This is a genomic window from Streptomyces sp. NPDC041122, from assembly GCF_055592445.1.
The window spans coordinates 360,428-376,939 of sequence record NZ_JBVIYQ010000006.1 but is presented as its reverse complement, the minus strand read 5'-3'; the positions used below and the strand labels follow the sequence as shown (position 1 = coordinate 376,939).

Genomic DNA, 16,512 nt, shown 5'->3' with positions numbered 1-16,512 from the left:
TCCCGCGCGCTACGGTGGACCGGCCGAACTCTTCGGCTCCCTGCGCGGCACCACGGAACGACGACGCAGGATCCCGCGTACGACGAGGTGGGGGCAGAGCAACTCCATGGCACAGGGCACGGTCCAGGTGACGCACACCGGCACGTCGCGGTGGCGGCGCCGCACCGGCGAGTACGCATCGCTCGCCGCTGCCTTGGAGGCCGCGAGCGACGGCGACATACTGACCGTCGCCGCCGGCACCTACCGCGAGAACCTCGTCGTCCAGCGCGCGGTGACCCTGCGCGGACCGGAGAGCGCCCCCGGCTCGGTGCGCATCGCGCCGGCCGACGGAGTGCCGCTGACCGTCCGCGCCTCCGCGATCGTCCAGGACCTGCACGTCGAGGGCCAGGACTCCTCCGCGCCCGCCCTGCTCGTCGAGGACGGCGCCCCCGAACTCATCGGCATCCGCGTCGTGACACGGTCCGCGGCCGGCATCGAGGTGCGCGGCGGGGCGCGCCCGACGGTGCGCCGCTGCACCGTCGACAACCCCGGCGGCATCGGCATCGCGGTGCTCGACGGCGGCGGCGGTGTCTTCGAGGAGTGCGAGATCGTCGCGGCCGGCCAGTCCGGCGTCTCGGTGCGCGGCGGCGCCCACCCCCGCCTGGAGCGGTGCCGGGTGCACCACGCCTCGGGCGCCGGCCTCTCGGTGACCGGGGAGCACACCGGGCTCGAGGCCATCGGCTGCGAGGTGTACGAGGTCAAGGGCTCCGGGGTGCAGATCACCGGACGGGCCGCGGCGCACCTGACCGACTGCGACGTGCACCGCACCACTTCCGACGGCGTCACGCTCGACACGGACGCCGTCCTCACCCTCGCCGACTGCCGCATCCACGACATCCCGGAGAACGCGGTCGACCTGCGCTCGCGCTCCGTCCTCACCCTCACCAGGTCCACGGTGAGCCGCTTCGGCCGCAACGGCCTGTCGGTCTGGGACCCGGGCACCCGCGTGGACGCCAACCAGTGCGAGATCCACGACAGCACGGGGGACTACCCGGCGGTGTGGGTCAGCGACGGGGCGACCGCCGTCCTGGAGTCGTGCCGGGTGCACGACGTGCCGGACGCGCTGTTCGTCCTGGACCGCGGCTCGCGCGCGGACGTCGTCGACAGCGACCTCTCCCAGGTGCGCAACACCGCCGTGTCGGTGAGCGACGGGGCGACCGCGCAGCTCGACGACTGCCGCATCCGCGAGGCCGCCACTGGCGCGTGGTTCCGCGACCACGGCAGCGGCGGCACCCTCGCCAACTGCACGGTGGACGCCGTCCAGACGGGCGTCATCGTCACCAAGGGGGCGGACCCCACCCTCGAACGGTGCACGGTGACCTCCCCCGCCGAGGCGGGCTTCTACGTCTCCGCGGGCGGCCGCGGCAGCTTCCACGGCTGCCGGGTGAGCGGCAGCGGCGGCTACGGCTTCCACGTCATAGACGGCTGCCGTACGACGCTGAAGAAGTGCCGCACCGAACGGTGCGCCCGGGGCGGCTACGAGTTCTCGGAGGAAGGGCCGCTCGTCGAGGACTGCGCGAGCGACGAGAGCGGCGGCCCGCGCACCCCCGCGCCGGCGGCCGCGGAGACGCCGGCCGTGCAGACGGCCACCCAGACCGTCGGACTGCTCGGCTCGCTCCCCGCCCAGCACGCCCCGCAGGCCGCACCGCCCGCCGCCGAGAAGCCCTCCCGCGCCTCCAAGGAGGTCCTCGGCGAACTCGACGCCCTGGTCGGCCTGGACAGCGTCAAGCGCGAGGTGCGCGCCCTCACCGACATGATCGAGGTCGGCCGGCGCAGGCAGCAGGCCGGCCTGAAGGCCGCCTCCGTCCGCCGCCACCTGGTCTTCACCGGCTCCCCCGGCACCGGCAAGACGACCGTCGCCCGGCTGTACGGCGAGATCCTCGCCTCGCTCGGCGTGCTGCAGAGCGGCCACCTCGTCGAGGTCTCGCGCGTCGACCTGGTCGGCGAGCACATCGGCTCGACGGCGATCCGCACCCAGGAGGCGTTCGACCGGGCGCGCGGCGGCGTGCTGTTCATCGACGAGGCCTACGCGCTCTCCCCCGAGGACTCCGGGCGGGACTTCGGCCGCGAGGCCATCGACACGCTCGTGAAGCTGATGGAGGACCACCGCGAGGCCGTCGTGGTGATCGTCGCGGGTTACACCGCCGAGATGCAGCGGTTCCTGTCCGTCAACCCCGGTGTGGCGTCACGCTTCTCACGCACCATCACCTTCAGCGACTACGCCCCCGAGGAGCTGCTGCGGATCGTGGAGCAGCAGGCCGACGAGCACGAGTACCGCCTCGGCACCGGCACGCCCGAGGCGCTCCTGAAGTACTTCACGGCGCTGCCCAAGGGGCCCGCCTTCGGCAACGGCCGCACCGCGCGGCAGACGTTCGAGGCGATGGTGGAGCGGCACGCGGGCCGGGTCGCCCAGCACGACGAGCCGAGCACCGACGACCTCACCCTGCTGTATCCGGAGGATCTGCCGGAGCTGGTGTGACGTCGTCCGCCCCGGCGGGCCGCGGCGAGGGCACGCCCGGCCTGAGGCGGGCCAGCAGCCGCGCCCGCTCCTCGGCGAACGCGGGATCGGCCTGGTAGTCGCCGTGCCCGAGGATGGGCGCGGGCAGTGGATGCTCCTCCGTACGTCCGTAGGCGAGGGGGTCCTTGAGTGCGGGGCGGTCGACCTTGGGGCCGCAGTCGCCGGGCAGGTCGATGGGGCCGCCGATCGGATCGGTGGTGCGGTGGAGGTTGCGCCAGCAGTCGACCTCGCGGTGCAGGGAGGACAGGGCCGCGGTGCCGAAGTGTGCGGGGAACCAGCGGCCGTAGAGGCGCTCCAGGGGCGAGCCGTAGGTGAGCAGGGCGACGCGTCTGCGGACCGACGGGCGCAGTTGCCAGGCCGCGGCGGCCGCGAGGACGCTGCCCTGGGAGTGGCCGGAGAGGACGAGGCGGCCGCCGGTGGCGCTGGTGGCGCGCGTCCAGGCGGCCATCCGCCAGGTCAGGTCGGGGACCGCGCGCTCGGCGTAGCAGGGCGGGGCGAAGGGGTGGGCGGCGCGCGGCCAGAAGGTGCCCACGTCCCAGAGGATGCCGATGGTGCGCCGGGCGGAGGCGTCCTTGTAGGCGCGGCGCCCCCAGGTGACGAACAGTATGAAACCGAATCCGATCAGCCAGGAGCCGAGGGCCTGGGCGGTCTCGGCGGCTCCTTCCAGGATGTCGGGCAGGCCCTGCGCGGCCTGCGCCGGGGCCTTCCCGGTCGCCCACGCGCCGGTGAGCGCGGCGGCGCCGAGGAGCAGCGTCACGGCGGAGACGATGCCGACGACCAGCGGCGTGCGGTCGGTGAGCGCGGCACGCGCTCGGGTGCCCGCGATGCGGCGAGTACGGGTGGTGTCCTTCGGTTCGCCGGGGTAGTCCAGCGGAATGCGGGCCATCTCCCGGTGTTTGCGCTGGAGGGCCCGCACGCCGAACCAGCCGCACAGCGCCGCGACCACCACGAGGAGCGGCGGGATCACGGACGCCTGCCAGGTGAGCAGCACCGGCGGACCGTCGATCGAGCCGTGGTTGCCGTCCAGCCAGTCGGCGACGCGCTGCGCCCCGCCGCCGGTCATGACCCCGCCGAGCGCGCAGGAGAGCATCGCGACGGCGGGGCCGCCGAAGCCGCGGATGGCGGTGCGGGAGTCGGGTGAGGAGCGGTACAGGAAGTGGGCGGCGGCCGCGAGGCAGAGCACCAGCAGGCCCTGGACCAGTGCGATGCCGCCGAAGGTGGCGTCCCCCGGGAGTCCGCCGTCGGAGCGCCAGTCGGGGCGCGACCACCCCGCGTACAGCAGGGCGAGGACGAGCAGGATGAGCGCGCCCGCCGGGAGCCACCGCACCAGGGTCGTGTCCAGCCGCCGGTCGAGCCGGTTCTCGCTGCGCCCCCTGCGGCAGACCACCCACACGACGAACCCGCCGCCCAGGACGAGCGTGGTGTCGAGCGCCCAGCCGAGGACGTCGAGGAGCGCCGGTCCGTCCGCGCGCCGGTCGTGCCGTGCGGCCGACGTGCCGACCGCTGCGGCGACGGTGAGCAGGCCGGCGGCGGTGTGGGCGACGCGCAGCCGGGCGACCAGGCGCCGCCCGTACCAGAAGCCGGGCCTGCCGAGCGCGGTGCGGCCGGCCTCCTCCTCGGGGTCGGGCTGGTGGGGCAGCGGCTGCTGGGACTCGTACGCGCTCCAGGTGCGGTGGGACAGGTACCAGAGCAGTCCGGTGAGGGCGGCGGGCAGGAGCGCGGCGAGGGCGAGGCGGCGGCCCGGCTGGGACCACCAGCCGCCGTGTCCGTCGGCGTCGACGGCGAGGAAACCGAGCCAGGCGCGGTCCTCGGCGCACCGGGGGGTGCCCGCGCACTGCCAGGCCGTGAGGTCGAGCGCGACCTCGCAGGCCGCGGCGACGAGCAGCACGGTGAGGGTGAGGCCGACGAGCCGTACGAGGAGGCCGTAGGTGCGTACGAGGCGTCTGCGGCGGTGCGCGGTGGGGCGCATCCAGTGGGCGATGTTGACGACCATGAAGGGCAGCAGCAGGAGCCACAGGGCCCGGGAGCCGTTGCCGGACGTCAGATTGCACCAGACGTACGCCTCCGGCACCGGTTTGCCGCGGTAGTCGTCGGGGCGCCGCTCGGCGTCGGCGTCCTCGGTGCGGCGGAACACGGCCGCCGTGTCGTCGCCGGAGATCCGCACGGTGCGCGGGTCGCCGAGCATCTTCTCCGGTGTGGTGCCCCCGACTCCGTGCACCAGGAGTTCCAGGGCCGTCTCGTCCTGCGTGGCTCTCTCCACTGTCCCGCTTCCCCGAGATGCGCATGGTGAGGGGACAAGGATCTCGGCTCGTGGCGCCCGGCGCACCCCTCGTCACGCAATCTCCTCCTTCCGTGCCGTTCCCGGCCGGGGGCGGAACCGGGTGGTGGGACGTCCGTCACCGGCCCGTGCGAGGATGAGACGGTGCGCCGCAGGGGCGCGGGGAGCGTGTTGAGGCAGAGGGGCCGGAGCGGGCGTGAGTGACCATCAGAACCTTCTCGCCGAGCAACGCCGCGCCCTGATCCTCGACGAGGTGCGCCGGCGCGGCGGCGTCCGGGTCAACGAACTGACCCGCAAGCTCGGGGTGTCCGACATGACGGTCCGCCGCGACCTGGACGCGCTGGCCCGCCAGGGTGTCCTGGAGAAGGTGCACGGCGGCGCGGTCCCGGTGGTCGAGGCGAGCACGCACGAGCCGGGGTTCGAGGCCAAGTCGGGCCTGGAGCTGACCGCCAAGGAGGACATCGCGCGGACCGCGGCGTCCCTGGTGGCGCCCGGTACGGCCATCGCCCTGTCGGGCGGTACGACGACGTACGCGCTGGCGCACCACCTCGTGGACGTGCCGGATCTGACGGTGGTCACGAACTCGGTGCGGGTGGCGGACGTGTTCCACTCCGCGCAGCGCACCTCGGGGCAGGGGCAGGGCGCGGCGACGGTCGTACTGACCGGCGGTGTGCGGACCCCGTCGGACTCGCTGGTCGGCCCGGTCGCGGACCAGGCGATCGGCTCGCTCCACTTCGACGTGCTCTTCCTCGGTGTGCACGGCATATCGCCGGAGGCCGGCCTGTCGACGCCGAACCTGGCGGAGGCGGAGACGAATCGGCGTCTGGTGCAGTCGGCGCGGCGCGTGGTGGTGGTCGCGGACCACACCAAGTGGGGGACGGTGGGCCTGAGTTCGTTCGCCACGCTCTCGCAGGTGGACACGTTGGTGACCGACGCGGGGCTGCCCGCGGGGGCCCGCGCCGAGATCGCCGAGCATCTGAACCGGCTCCTGGTCGCGGGTGAGCGCGAGCCGGACGGGGACGCGGACGCCGATGCCGAGCCGGCCGGTGAGTCCGCCAGGTCCGACCTGCCCGGCGCCGCTGACGGAATCGGCAACTCCGGGGCGGGCAAAGACATCTGACGACCCGCCAGCTATGGTGACCGGACCCGGTCAACCGTCCGTTCCGCTGGGGGGCAGAGTTCGATGGCACGCCGACTGAAGCCCGTGGGGCTCGACTTCGTCGACACCGCTCCGCTGCGTCTGGTCTTCTCGCGCGAGGTGAGCGCTCCGCCCGTGGAGGTCTACCGCGCCCTGGCCGACGACGTGACCGGCTGGCCCCGCTGGTTCACCGCGGTCACCCTGTGCCGGCCCACCGGCGGCGGCACGGGCCGCGAGGTCCGGCTGAAGGGCGGCACCCGGTTTCGGGAGTCGGTCCTCGCGGCCGACGAAGCGGAGCGGTACACCTACCGCGTCGACGAGACCAACGCGCCCGGCCTGCGCGCCCTCGTCGAGGAGTGGCGGCTCTCCCCGGCCGGCGCCGGCACCCGGGTGCAGTGGACGTTCGCCCTGGACGGCCCGGCCCCGCTGCGCGCGGCCCTGAAGCTCGGCCGCGCGGGCCTGGGCCGGGCGTTCCGCGACGCGGTCACCGCCCTGGACCGCCGGCTCACGACCACCGCGGCGCGGGACACACCAGGGAGCGGGGCATAGGAGGCCGCCTCGTGCGGGAGCACACAGGGCCCGGGCCGGACTCGGGCACGGCGCTAGCGGCGCCACTCCCCCGTGCTGAGGAGCATCTCGATCGTCTGCGCGTACGGCCTGATGTCCAGGCCCTGTTCGGCCAGCCACGCGTCGGAGTAGTACTTGTCGAGGTAGCGGTCGCCGGGGTCGCAGATCAGCGTGACGACGCTGCCGGTGCGGCCCGCGGCCACCATCTCGGCGACGATCCTCAGGGCGCTCCACAGGCCGGTACCGGTCGAGCCGCCCGCCTTGCGGCCGATGGCCTGTTCCAGGGCGCGGACGGCGGCCACGGACGCCGCGTCCGGCACCTTCATCATGCGGTCGATCGCGCCGGGCACGAAGCTGGGCTCCATGCGGGGCCTGCCGATGCCCTCGATGCGGGAGCCGCAGTCGCTCGTCGCCTCCGCGTCGTTCTTCGTCCAGCCGTCGAAGAAGCAGGAGTTCTCCGGGTCGGCGACGCAGATGTGGGTGTCGTGCTGCATGTAGTGGACGTAGCGGGCGATGGTCGCCGAGGTGCCGCCGGTGCCGGCCGTGGCGACGATCCAGGTGGGCTCGGGATAGCGCTCCAACCGCATCTGCTGGTAGATCGATTCGGCGATGTTGTTGTTGCCCCGCCAGTCGGTGGCGCGTTCCGCGTAGGTGAACTGGTCCATGTAGTGCCCGCCCGTCTCGACGGCGAGGGCCGCGGACTCCGCGTACATCGTGCGTGAGTCGTCCACGAAGTGGCACCGCCCGCCGTGGAATTCGATCAGGCGGATCTTCTCGGCGCTCGTCGTGCGGGGCATCACCGCGATGAAGGGCACTCCGATCAGCTTCGCGAAGTACGCCTCGGAGACGGCCGTCGACCCGCTGGAGGCCTCGATGACCGGACGCCCCGGCCTGATCCAGCCGTTGCACAGGCCGTACAGGAACAGGGAGCGGGCCAGGCGGTGCTTGAGGCTGCCCGTCGGGTGGGTCGACTCGTCCTTCAGGTACAAATCGATGCCCCACCGCTCGGGCAGCGGGAAGAGCAGCAGGTGGGTGTCGGCCGACCGGTTGGCGTCGGCCTGGACCTTGCGGACGGCTTCTTTGAGCCAGTTCCGGTAGGCGTCGTCGCTGTGGTCGACGTCGAGCGTCGGCATCGGCTCGTCGACTCGATCCTGCTGTGGGGTGCTCACGGCGGGGCTCCTTCGCGTCGTGCCGGACGCGATTCGACGCGGCCGTACACCTCGATCTTAAACACCCGCCACACGCTTCTCACCTGCATAAACACACCTTTGAGCACCTCAAAGGAGCGCGTGGCGGCACTGCGGGGAACGCATGCGGGCCCGTCGCGTCGAACAGGTTTGAAGCCGTGGCCCTCCGTCTCCATGCACACTGGTGCTCGACGGCCGGGACGTGCAGACTTCGTTCCACGGGGCACCCGTCCCGTGGAACTGACCAACCGAGGCACACAAGGGGGCGGTGCCATGGCGGAGCCGGAATTCACAGCCAGGGGCGTGCAGATCGAGCGGCGCCTGCGCTCGCTCACGCGCGCCGGACAAGTACGCATCACCGACGGCCGGCTGGAGTTGCTCACCAGCTACGGCACGGAGATCGACAGCGCGCCGCTGCAGGCGGTGCGCACGGGCAAGCCGTGGTTCGCTGCCCAGGACAGAGCGCTGGCCGAGGTCAACGGCACCCGGTACCGGCTCACCCTCGGCGAGCACGAGCCACGTCCCGGCGAACCGGGACCACCGACGGCGCGCAGATTCATCGAGGCGGTGCGCAGCGCCACGGAGCACCGCCGCCCGCGAGGCTGAGCGGGGCCGCGCGATACGCGCGAGTTGCACGCCCGCACCCCCTGGGTCACTCTGGTCTCACATCACTCTGGGTTTACCGGCGATGACGCTGCGAACCAGCCCCGCCGGCCACACAGCAGGCGGCAGACCACGCGGCCCCTGCTGGATCCGAATCTCGTCTTCTTCCGGACCTCAATTCGGGGAGTCGCAGCCGTGATCAGCCAGCCGAGCAGGCATTGCACGGTAGAGCTCCAAGCTCTGCCGTCGCGGATCCGCCAGGTCCGCAGAATCGTATCTGCGCAGTTGCGCTACTGGCATCTGGATCCATTGATCGACCAGGCCGCCATCGGGGTGACGGAACTGCTCACCAACGTCCATCGGCATGCCGAACCGGACAAGGTGTGCACCGTGGAGATCGAGCTCCTGCTCGACCGGCTCACGGTCTCCGTCCACGACCATGATCCCCGCCTTCCGCAGATCGGCGCGCCGGATCCCCTCGCCACCTGTGGCCGGGGACTCGCGATGGTCGCCGCGGTCAGCGACGCCTGGGGCGTGAGCCCACGGGGCGACGCCGGGAAGACCGTGTGGTTCACGCTTCCCACGCCGGTCGCCGCGACGGCCGTGTCCTCGTACCCCGTGTACGGGATGGCCGCCAAGACTCCCGCCCGGTCGGCCATTGCCGGCTGACCGGGCGGTGATCGTCCCCCCGGGACGCCCTCCCGCGTCCGGGCGTCCGCTCCCGTACGCGGGCGGTTCCACTCCCCCGTACGCGGACGGGCCGACCGTCACTCGGTGGCGATGGCCCGCAGTACGTCGAGACGTGCCGCCCGACGAGCGGGGCGCAGGCCCGCCAAGGCTCCCGCCGCCAGGCCCACCAGGGCGACCACCCCGAGTTGCACCGGCGGCACGGCGAACGCGAAGGCGCTCTCGGTCGTGCTGTCGGACGCCTTGACGAGCACCCACCCGAGGAACCCGCCGAGCGCGAGGCCGCCCGCCGTCCCGAAGGCGGCGACGAGCATCGACTCCCAGCGGACCATCGCCCGCAGCTGCGCCCGGGTCTGCCCCACCGCGCGCAACAGGCCGAGTTCACGCGTGCGTTCGTGGATCGCGAGCGTCAGGGTGTTGGCGATGCCCAGCAGGGCGATGAGCACCGCCAGGGCGAGCAGCGCGTAGACGAGGGTGAGCATCATGTCGATGCCGCTCGCGGAGGTCTCGGCGTACTCGGAGCGGGTCTGCACATCCGGATTGCCGTAGTTCCGCGCGGTGTCGGCGACCGCGGCCTTGCCCTCGGCCGTGCTCACGCCGTCCTTGAAGGTGACGGAGACGAGGTTGTCGGAGTCCTGCATGCGGTGCGGGGCCCACGCCTCGCGGGTGATGACGTAGTCGCCCGCCAGCTCGAAGCGGCCGTAGACGGCGCGGACCGTGAAGGTCTGCTTCTTGCCGTCGGCGAAGGCGAGTTCGGCACGGGAGCCGACCTTCAGATCCTGGTTGTCGGCCTCCGAGCGGGTGAGGGCGATACCGTCCGTTCCGAGCGCGGCCAGGGATCCGTCGACCGTGCCGAGTTCGAAGGACGTGGCGAACGGGCCGGGATCGGTGACGGTCAGTGCGCGGCCCTCGCCGTTGACCTCGGCGGTGCCCTTGCCGAGCCCGACGGCGGTCGCGACCTCGGGGCGCTCCGCGAGGGCGGGGGCCAGCTTCGGGCTGAGACCGCTGCCGCCGGCGCCGAATCCGGGGGTGCTCACCGCGACGTCGCCGGCGAACGAACGGTTGACGGTCTGGTCCATGGTGGCCTTCAGCGAGGCACCGAAGACCGTGAAGAGCGAGACGACGGCGACGCCGATCATCAGCGCGCTCGCGGTGGCGGCGGTCCGTTTGGGGCTGCGCAGGGCGTTGCGCCGGGCCAGGCCGCCGGTGACGCCGCGCAGCCGGTCCAGGGGCCCGCCGAGAACGCGTACCGCTCGCGAGGACGCGACCGGTCCGAGCACCACGAAGGCCACCAGGGCGAGGACCGCCCCGGCGCCCGCCGCCCAGACGGACGGGCTGACCAGGGTGCCGGTCAGGGCGAGACCCACGGAGGCCAGGGCGAGGACGACGCCCACCACGGCCCGGCGGCGGGAGGCCGCCGAGTGGTCGACCGCGGTCTCGCGCAGCGCGGCCAGCGGGGCGGTGCGCCCGGCCCGTACGGCCGGTGCGAGGGCGGAGCCCAGACAGACCACGACGCCGACACCGAGCGGCAGCAGCATGGACAGCGCGCTGATCACCAAGTCGCCCTCGGGAAAGGGGAATCCGATGGCGGGGAAGAGCGCCTGCAGACCGGCCGCGATGCCGATGCCGCCCGCGAGACCCGCGGCCGACGCGACGACGGCGACGGCGCCCGCCTCCACCAGGGTCGAGACGGTGACCTGGCGGCGCGAGGCGCCGAGGGCGCGCAACAGCGCGTTCTCGCGGGCGCGTTGGGCGACGACGATGGCGAAGGTGTTGTGAATGCTGAAGGTGGCGACGAGCAGCGCCACTCCGGAGAACACCAGCAGGAGGGTGGTGAAGACGGAGAGGAACTGGCCGGAGATGTTGTCGGTGTTCTCCGCGGCCGACGCCTCGCCGGTGATCGCCTCGACCCCCTTGGGCAGTACGGGTGTCAGCGCGTCGACGAGTTCTCGCTGGCTCACGCCAGGTGCGGCCCGCACCTGGATGGTCGAGGCCTCGCCGGGCCTCGGGGTGAGGTACTTCTCGGCGTCGGCCTGCGTCATGCCGGTGAAGGTGGTCTGCGCCATGCCGTCCTCGCCGCCGAAGGTCGCGAGGCCCACGATCTTCACCTTCAGCGGGTCGGGGGTGCGCAGCGTCGCCGTGTCGCCGACCTCGAGGCCGCCGGACTCGGCGGCGCCGCGGTTGACGACGACCTCGCCGGACTTCGACGGGACACGTCCCTCGGCGAGTCGGTACGCGTTCAGGTGGGGGTCGTCGATCCAGTTGCCGGCGAGGGTGGGCGGGCCCTGACCGCCGATGGGTTCGCCGTCCTTGCCGAGGAGCTGGCCCGCGCCCTGGATGTTGGGGGCGGCCGCTTCCACCGCGTCGGACTTCTCGATCGTCGCGACGAGGCCGGTGCCGACCGGCTTGCGGGTGCCCTGTTGGTCGTCGGGGGTGGTGATGGTGTCGGCGCTGCGGACGACGGCGTCGGTGCCGCGGGTGGCGTTGCCGAACATCGTGTCGAAGCTTGCGCGCAGGGTGTCGCCCATGACGAGCGTGCCCGCGAGGAAGGCGACGCCGAGCAGGACCGCGAGGAACGTGCCGGCGAAGCGGCGTTTGTGGCCCCGCAGCGAGGACAGGCTGATGCGCGCCGAGGCCCTGAGAGAGCTCAGCGATCGCAGGGAGCTCATGACGACGGCTCCTTCCTTCCGGGACCCGTGCCGGCGCCGTCGGCCGCGGGCGCGGTCTGTGCCGCGTGCGCGCCGACGGGGTGCGGGTCCGGGGTGACGGCCGGCCGCGCGTCGAACGCCTTCAGGCGGTCCAGGACGCGGTCGGCCGTCGGATCCTCCATCCGGTCCACCAGGCGCCCGTCGGCGAGGAAGACGACCTCGTCGGCGTGGGCGGCGGCCACCGGGTCGTGGGTGACCATGACGACGGTGCGGCCCATCCGGCGCACCGCGCGGCCGAGCAGGTGCAGCACCTCTTCGCCGGAGCGCGAGTCGAGGTTGCCGGTCGGTTCGTCGGCGAAGACGACCTCGGGCCGGCCGGCGAACGCCCGTGCCACGGCGACGCGTTGCTGCTGGCCGCCGGAGAGTTCGGAGGGCCGGTGGTGCAGTCGGTCGCGCAGCCCGACGATGTCGATGAGGGCGTTGGTCCACGCGTGGTCGCCGCGGATGCCCGCGAGATCCATGGGAAGCGTGATGTTCTCGGCGACGGTCAGCGTCGGCACCAGATTGAAGGCCTGGAAGACGAAGCCGACGCGGTCGCGGCGCAGCAGGGTGAGGCGCCGGTCGTCCAGCGTGCCCAGCTCGGTGTCGCCGATGAAGGCGGCGCCCGAGGTGAGCGTGTCCAGACCCGCCGCGCAGTGCATCAGGGTGGACTTGCCCGAGCCGGACGGGCCCATGATCGCGGTGAAGCGTCCGGCCGGGAAGGCGACGCTCACCCCGTCCAGGGCCCGTACGGCGGTGTCCCCGCTGCCGTAGACCTTCACGGCGTCGGCGACGCGGGCGGCGCCGGTCTCCACCGGCCGGGCCGCCCGTCCGGTCGCGGTGCTCATGCCGCACCGCCCTTGTGGGCACGGCCGAACTCCTCGTTGAGGACGGTCAGCCGCCGCCAGTACTCGTCCTCGTCGATCTCGCCGGAGGCGAAGCGCCGGCCGAGCACGGCGATGGGCGAGTTCTCGTCGACGCCGGTGCGCCCGGCGGGACCGGCCATGCCCCGGAACGGGCCGCGCCGGCCGCGCCACACGGTGCGGCGGAGCAGGGTGACGACGCCGATGACGACGGCCGCCCAGATCAGCGGGAAGAACAGGATCCACGGACCGGGTCCGCCGTCCCATTGCGCCAGGGTCTCCATCTGAACTCATCTCCTTCAGAGCGGTTTCTCCGATGCCTCCAAACTCGCTCCGCGGGTGCCCTCACGTCGTCGTACGGCCAGCGGCACCGTGCGTACCACCCCGGGAGTACGCGCGGCGGGCGGGCCTGCTCCCACCGGCCCTGGCCTTCTGTACCTACTAGTATGTACAGTGTCGTCATGAGCACTTCGGAGCGGTTGATCGAGTCCACCCGCGAGCTGCTGTGGGAGCGCGGTTACGTCGGCACGAGCCCCAAGGCCATCCAGCAGCACGCGGGGGCGGGGCAAGGCAGCATGTACCAGAACTTGGCGTAGTTTCTTCCCCGAAACGCTGCGGCGCGGGCACATGCCGCTCTACGCTCTGACCCCATGAACAGCCGTCTGGTGCTGGACAGTTATGCGCGCGAAAGCCGCCGTGGGGACAAGCGCCGCCTGTCCGTCACCGGGCAGCACGCCTCGAACGAACAGCGCATCAAGGCGCTCGGCGCAACGCTTGGCCGCCGCCTCGATGACCAGGGGAAGTCGGCCTGGAACCCCGAAGTGCATCGCGAGGACTGGCACTTACTGATCAGCCGCCTCACGGTCGGCGAGTCCGACGGCGTGGTGATCTTCGACCTGGAGAGGTTCCTGCGCCAAGTCCGCGACGCGGTGCGCATCGTCGACCTGGCCAAGCTCGGCTTCAAGATTTTCGACTCCGACATGGAGTTCGATCTCACGACGACCAGCGGGCGCGACACCTTTTACAAGCAGGCCGTTACCGCTGAGACGTACAGCTCGCGGCTCTCCGAGAAAGTCTCACGCGGCAACCTGCAGCGCGCCACGAACGGCGAGGGCAAGCGCGGCCGGTACCGGGCTTTCGGCTTCGAGGACGACGGGACCACGGTGCGCGAGTCCGAGCGCCCGCACATCCGTGAAGTCGACCGCATGATCCGCAAGCAGGGGAAGACGTGGAGGGAAGCCGTCGCCTATCTGACGGCGCACGGCATCTACTCCACCGCGATCCGGCATACAGCGGAATGCCTGGAGACCAAAGACTCTCTCTCCTCGTACCAGCTACGCCGGTATGCATGCGAATGCACAGGCGATCCCTTCACGGAAAACGGTCTTCAGAAGGCGATGAAATCCCCGCGCATGGCGGGATATTCACGCCTCGGCAAGCTGCTGGTCGGCCGCCTGCCGGGAGAGCCCATCCTCGATCCACCCGACCATCAGGAGCTACTCATGCTCATCAGCTCACGCCGGGGCCGGCCGCCCACGCAGATCTTTCTGTGTACCGGAAAAGTGCCGGTGCGGTGCTGGAACTGCTCGACCGTCCTGACTCAGCGGCAGAGTTCCCACGGGACGCTGTATCCCGACCGGAGCGAGGTCAAGCGGCACTATCTCTGCGACAAGACCGCCGGGGGCTGCGGCAAGATGATCGCAGACCGGTATGTCCTGGACGGCCATGTGCGTGACGCTGTCATCGAGGAGCTGTCCAGCGCGGAGAGCGCCGAAGAACTGAAGCGGCAGCGTGAACGCAAACAGGCCGAACGCGAACCCTTCGAGAAGGAGATCGTGCGGCTGGAGCGGATTCGCGCGCACTGGGACAAGCAGCTCAATGACGGCGTGGAGGACATGACGATCGAGCGTCACTCCTTCCTGGTCGCCGACCTCAACTGCAAGATCAAACAGCAGCGGGCGGCGCTCGACGGCATCGGCTCCGCTCCGGCCGCCCCGCCCGAAGCAGAGCCCCGGGACGCAGTCCTCGCCAAGTGGGAGGCCGCGGGCCCCGAAGGGCAGCGGCGCATGTTCAAGGAGGCTTTCGCCGGGCGCCCCTTCTACGTGGTGCCGGGCTCCTCGCTGGACACTGATGCTCTCGACCGGATCAAGGCGCAGCCTAGGCAGAGTCCTTGAGACCGGACAAGCGGTGAATCTCGACGGATTCGTATTCCTGCACCAGTCGCTGCCTCGCCTCGTCGGAGATGGGCGGGAACTGCGCGAGCATCTTCTTCAGCCGCCGCCGGTAATCCGCCGCGGCTTCTTCGCCCGTCTGCATTGCCCCTCCCTCTGGCCGCCGCACGGCGTGTCACTGAGTCACTCCTGCTCAGCGGCGCTACCAGAGCGCCGCAAACAGCGGAAGTTGTTGGAAAAGTTCCGCCATTGCGGGTCTGCGGTCCAGCAGTTGTGGCTAGCCTTAGGCCTAGCCAGCGCTTCACGGTGTGTGACTGCTCAACCACTTGGCCGGGATGTGCCGGATGGCGTGCAGTGAAGGACCTGTGCAGCTATGGTCAACTTCGCAATGCCAGACGTCTGAACCAATGACCCCTGATCCTTGGCCCGCCGGGAGGATCTGTTGCCGCTCGCGCAGGGGCCGCGCCGAAGAGGCCGCCCCCATGAAGATCCTTACCTGTGCAGTGGCAGAGACTCCCCCGTCCGGTGCGGCAGCTGCGGCTTCTCTTTATCGGCCACGGTGCATCAGCGCGGGGCGACCTATGCCGAGGGCGGGATCCGCCACCACTACCGCTGCCACCGGGCGGCCGGCGGGTGCGGCAAGGTCATCGCAGACGTCCGGGCGCTGGACTGCGGCATCTCCCGGATGACGCTGCACCGCCTCACCGACCAGGATCAGCTCGATGTGATCCACAAGATCCAGGCCGACCACCGGGCCGAACGCGAACCCTACGAGGCGGAGATCGAGCGGTGCGAGGAATTGCGCGCGTACTTCGACAGACGGCTCGCCAGCGGGCTGATCACCGTAGGTCAGCATGCGGAAGCGGTGCAGCCGCTGGACGCTGCGGTCCTCAATGCGCGCTCTGCCCTGGAACGGCTCAACAGCATGCCGGTGCCGGACCTGGACGACAAGGAGATAGGGCGGGTGGTCACCGGCTGGGAGACCGCCTCACCTGCCGTCAGATACCGCGACCTGCGGCGAATCTGGGCGGGCTTCGAGATTCTCGTGAGGCCCGGCCCGTCCACCGAGTCCGCCTCCGAGGTGCGCCAGCGGATCCTGCCTCCTAGGCGGACCGCGCCCCGCCGGTGACGGGGCCGTGACCGTGAACCACCTCGCGCACGGACTCCAGGTCTTCGACATCATCACGGCTCATGGGCGTCAGCCCCTGCACCATGTCCTTGGCCCACGCTTCGGCGTCGGCGTCTTCCGCTGCCCCTGATGACACCGGCGCTCCCCTTACGTTGATGCGGGATCACGAGACACCGGGGGCCGGGGTGCTCTGCTCGTGCCCCGGGATCCATCGAAGGTCACGGCCTGGCCGTCACCGGGGCTTGTGCAGAGTGCGTGCGCCATGACCACGGAACACCGTTTTACGGGACGGGCGACCCGGCGCGGTCATGACGCAGCGCACTCTACGATTTTCGCTTGTGCTACCTAGAATTTGATCTCCGGCTTGGGCCCTCCGTCTGATCACGGTGCCTGCGGGTTTCAGCCGCGGTCGCAGCTCTCAAGGGCCCGGTCCTAGTGGTACCGGCTGGCCCTCCCGGTGATTTCGTCCGGGTCGTGTATGAGGAGCGGTCAGCCCATGCTTGAGGGGATTAGCCCAGTGCCTCGGAGGCTGATCTTTTGTCTCCCACCCAGTGGAGGAATTAACCACGCTGGGTGAGTGGCTCCATATTCCTCCGCAGCGTGCCGGGGTCAAGGTGTCCGGCAATGACCGACTCATGATTCTTT

General features: G+C 71.3%; 13 protein-coding genes and 1 pseudogene. 8 read left to right on the top strand and 6 right to left on the bottom strand.

Annotated features, from left to right (window positions below):
- Window positions 1-106: 106 nt before the first annotated feature.
- The gene (locus ACZ6B8_RS23545) at window positions 107-2,518 is read left to right on the top strand and encodes a right-handed parallel beta-helix repeat-containing protein (protein WP_471608483.1); all 2,412 of its coding nucleotides are present in this window, start codon (window positions 107-109) and stop codon (window positions 2,516-2,518) included.
- Here ACZ6B8_RS23545 and ACZ6B8_RS23540 read toward each other — a convergent pair.
- Entirely contained in the window at window positions 2,478-4,742 is a 2,265-nt protein-coding gene (locus ACZ6B8_RS23540; RefSeq protein ID WP_471608604.1) for a hypothetical protein, read from the bottom strand. The two genes, ACZ6B8_RS23545 and ACZ6B8_RS23540, sit on opposite strands and share 41 nt — an antisense overlap.
- Before the next feature lie 289 nt (window positions 4,743-5,031).
- Between ACZ6B8_RS23540 and ACZ6B8_RS23535 the strand changes: the two genes are divergently transcribed.
- Together ACZ6B8_RS23535 and ACZ6B8_RS23530 are read left to right on the top strand one after the other, a co-directional pair.
- Window positions 5,032-5,955, top strand: a complete 924-nt coding sequence (locus ACZ6B8_RS23535) for a DeoR/GlpR family DNA-binding transcription regulator (RefSeq protein WP_471608482.1) — start codon at window positions 5,032-5,034, stop codon at window positions 5,953-5,955.
- A 63-nt stretch (window positions 5,956-6,018) separates the two neighbouring features.
- A complete protein-coding gene (locus ACZ6B8_RS23530; RefSeq protein WP_471608481.1) occupies window positions 6,019-6,522 on the top strand; it encodes an SRPBCC family protein in 504 nt (167 codons plus the stop codon).
- 53 nt (window positions 6,523-6,575) lie between these two features.
- Here ACZ6B8_RS23530 and cds1 read toward each other — a convergent pair whose 3' ends face one another.
- The gene (cds1, locus tag ACZ6B8_RS23525) at window positions 6,576-7,673 is read right to left on the bottom strand and encodes an L-cysteine desulfhydrase Cds1 (RefSeq protein WP_471608603.1); all 1,098 of its coding nucleotides are present in this window, start codon (window positions 7,671-7,673) and stop codon (window positions 6,576-6,578) included.
- A gap of 327 nt (window positions 7,674-8,000) precedes the next feature.
- Here cds1 and ACZ6B8_RS23520 point away from each other — a divergent pair, with 327 nt between their 5' ends.
- Together ACZ6B8_RS23520 and ACZ6B8_RS23515 are read left to right on the top strand one after the other, a co-directional pair.
- Window positions 8,001-8,333, top strand: coding sequence for a hypothetical protein (locus ACZ6B8_RS23520; protein WP_471081881.1), 333 nt, complete (start codon window positions 8,001-8,003; stop codon window positions 8,331-8,333).
- Between the two features lie 192 nt (window positions 8,334-8,525).
- Entirely contained in the window at window positions 8,526-8,999 is a 474-nt protein-coding gene (locus tag ACZ6B8_RS23515; protein WP_471081884.1) for an ATP-binding protein, read from the top strand.
- Window positions 9,000-9,097: 98 nt separating this feature from the next.
- Here the strand turns inward: ACZ6B8_RS23515 and ACZ6B8_RS23510 are convergent, their stop codons facing one another.
- The 3 genes from ACZ6B8_RS23510 to ACZ6B8_RS23500 are packed head-to-tail and all read right to left on the bottom strand — an operon-like array spanning window position 9,098 to window position 12,851.
- Complete coding sequence (locus ACZ6B8_RS23510; RefSeq protein WP_471608480.1) at window positions 9,098-11,686, bottom strand: ABC transporter permease; 2,589 nt, start codon at window positions 11,684-11,686, stop codon at window positions 9,098-9,100.
- Complete coding sequence (locus tag ACZ6B8_RS23505) at window positions 11,683-12,552, bottom strand: ABC transporter ATP-binding protein (RefSeq protein ID WP_471608479.1); 870 nt, start codon at window positions 12,550-12,552, stop codon at window positions 11,683-11,685. The genes ACZ6B8_RS23510 and ACZ6B8_RS23505 overlap by 4 nt, the downstream gene beginning before the upstream one ends.
- Window positions 12,549-12,851, bottom strand: coding sequence for an SHOCT domain-containing protein (locus ACZ6B8_RS23500; RefSeq protein ID WP_471081893.1), 303 nt, complete (start codon window positions 12,849-12,851; stop codon window positions 12,549-12,551). Before ACZ6B8_RS23500 ends, ACZ6B8_RS23505 begins: the two co-directional genes overlap by 4 nt.
- 162 nt (window positions 12,852-13,013) lie before the next feature.
- On the opposite strand from ACZ6B8_RS23500, the pseudogene ACZ6B8_RS23495 reads away from it, so the two are divergent.
- Window positions 13,014-13,154, top strand: a pseudogene (locus tag ACZ6B8_RS23495) (TetR/AcrR family transcriptional regulator); the annotation flags it as partial.
- Between the two features lie 63 nt (window positions 13,155-13,217).
- Window positions 13,218-14,741: a recombinase family protein gene (locus tag ACZ6B8_RS23490; protein ID WP_471608478.1), complete on the top strand. Its 1,524-nt coding sequence runs from the start codon at window positions 13,218-13,220 to the stop codon at window positions 14,739-14,741.
- Here ACZ6B8_RS23490 and ACZ6B8_RS23485 read toward each other — a convergent pair.
- Complete coding sequence (locus tag ACZ6B8_RS23485) at window positions 14,725-14,883, bottom strand: hypothetical protein (protein ID WP_471608477.1); 159 nt, start codon at window positions 14,881-14,883, stop codon at window positions 14,725-14,727. The genes ACZ6B8_RS23490 and ACZ6B8_RS23485 overlap by 17 nt on opposite strands.
- A gap of 414 nt (window positions 14,884-15,297) precedes the next feature.
- Here ACZ6B8_RS23485 and ACZ6B8_RS23480 point away from each other — a divergent pair, with 414 nt between their 5' ends.
- Complete coding sequence (locus ACZ6B8_RS23480) at window positions 15,298-15,867, top strand: hypothetical protein (protein WP_471608476.1); 570 nt, start codon at window positions 15,298-15,300, stop codon at window positions 15,865-15,867.
- The last annotated feature ends 645 nt before the right edge of the window (window positions 15,868-16,512 follow it).

Coding starts and splice junctions, on each gene's coding strand:
- ACZ6B8_RS23545 (WP_471608483.1), top strand. CDS start 107: ATGGCACAGGGCACGGTCCAGGTGACGCACACCGGCACGTCGCGGTGG.
- ACZ6B8_RS23520 (WP_471081881.1), top strand. CDS start 8,001: ATGGCGGAGCCGGAATTCACAGCCAGGGGCGTGCAGATCGAGCGGCGC.
- ACZ6B8_RS23540 (WP_471608604.1), bottom strand. CDS start 4,742: ATGCTCGGCGACCCGCGCACCGTGCGGATCTCCGGCGACGACACGGCG.
- cds1 (WP_471608603.1), bottom strand. CDS start 7,673: ATGCCGACGCTCGACGTCGACCACAGCGACGACGCCTACCGGAACTGG.
- ACZ6B8_RS23485 (WP_471608477.1), bottom strand. CDS start 14,883: ATGCAGACGGGCGAAGAAGCCGCGGCGGATTACCGGCGGCGGCTGAAG.
- ACZ6B8_RS23490 (WP_471608478.1), top strand. CDS start 13,218: ATGAACAGCCGTCTGGTGCTGGACAGTTATGCGCGCGAAAGCCGCCGT.
- ACZ6B8_RS23510 (WP_471608480.1), bottom strand. CDS start 11,686: ATGAGCTCCCTGCGATCGCTGAGCTCTCTCAGGGCCTCGGCGCGCATC.
- ACZ6B8_RS23500 (WP_471081893.1), bottom strand. CDS start 12,851: ATGGAGACCCTGGCGCAATGGGACGGCGGACCCGGTCCGTGGATCCTG.
- ACZ6B8_RS23505 (WP_471608479.1), bottom strand. CDS start 12,552: ATGAGCACCGCGACCGGACGGGCGGCCCGGCCGGTGGAGACCGGCGCC.
- ACZ6B8_RS23530 (WP_471608481.1), top strand. CDS start 6,019: ATGGCACGCCGACTGAAGCCCGTGGGGCTCGACTTCGTCGACACCGCT.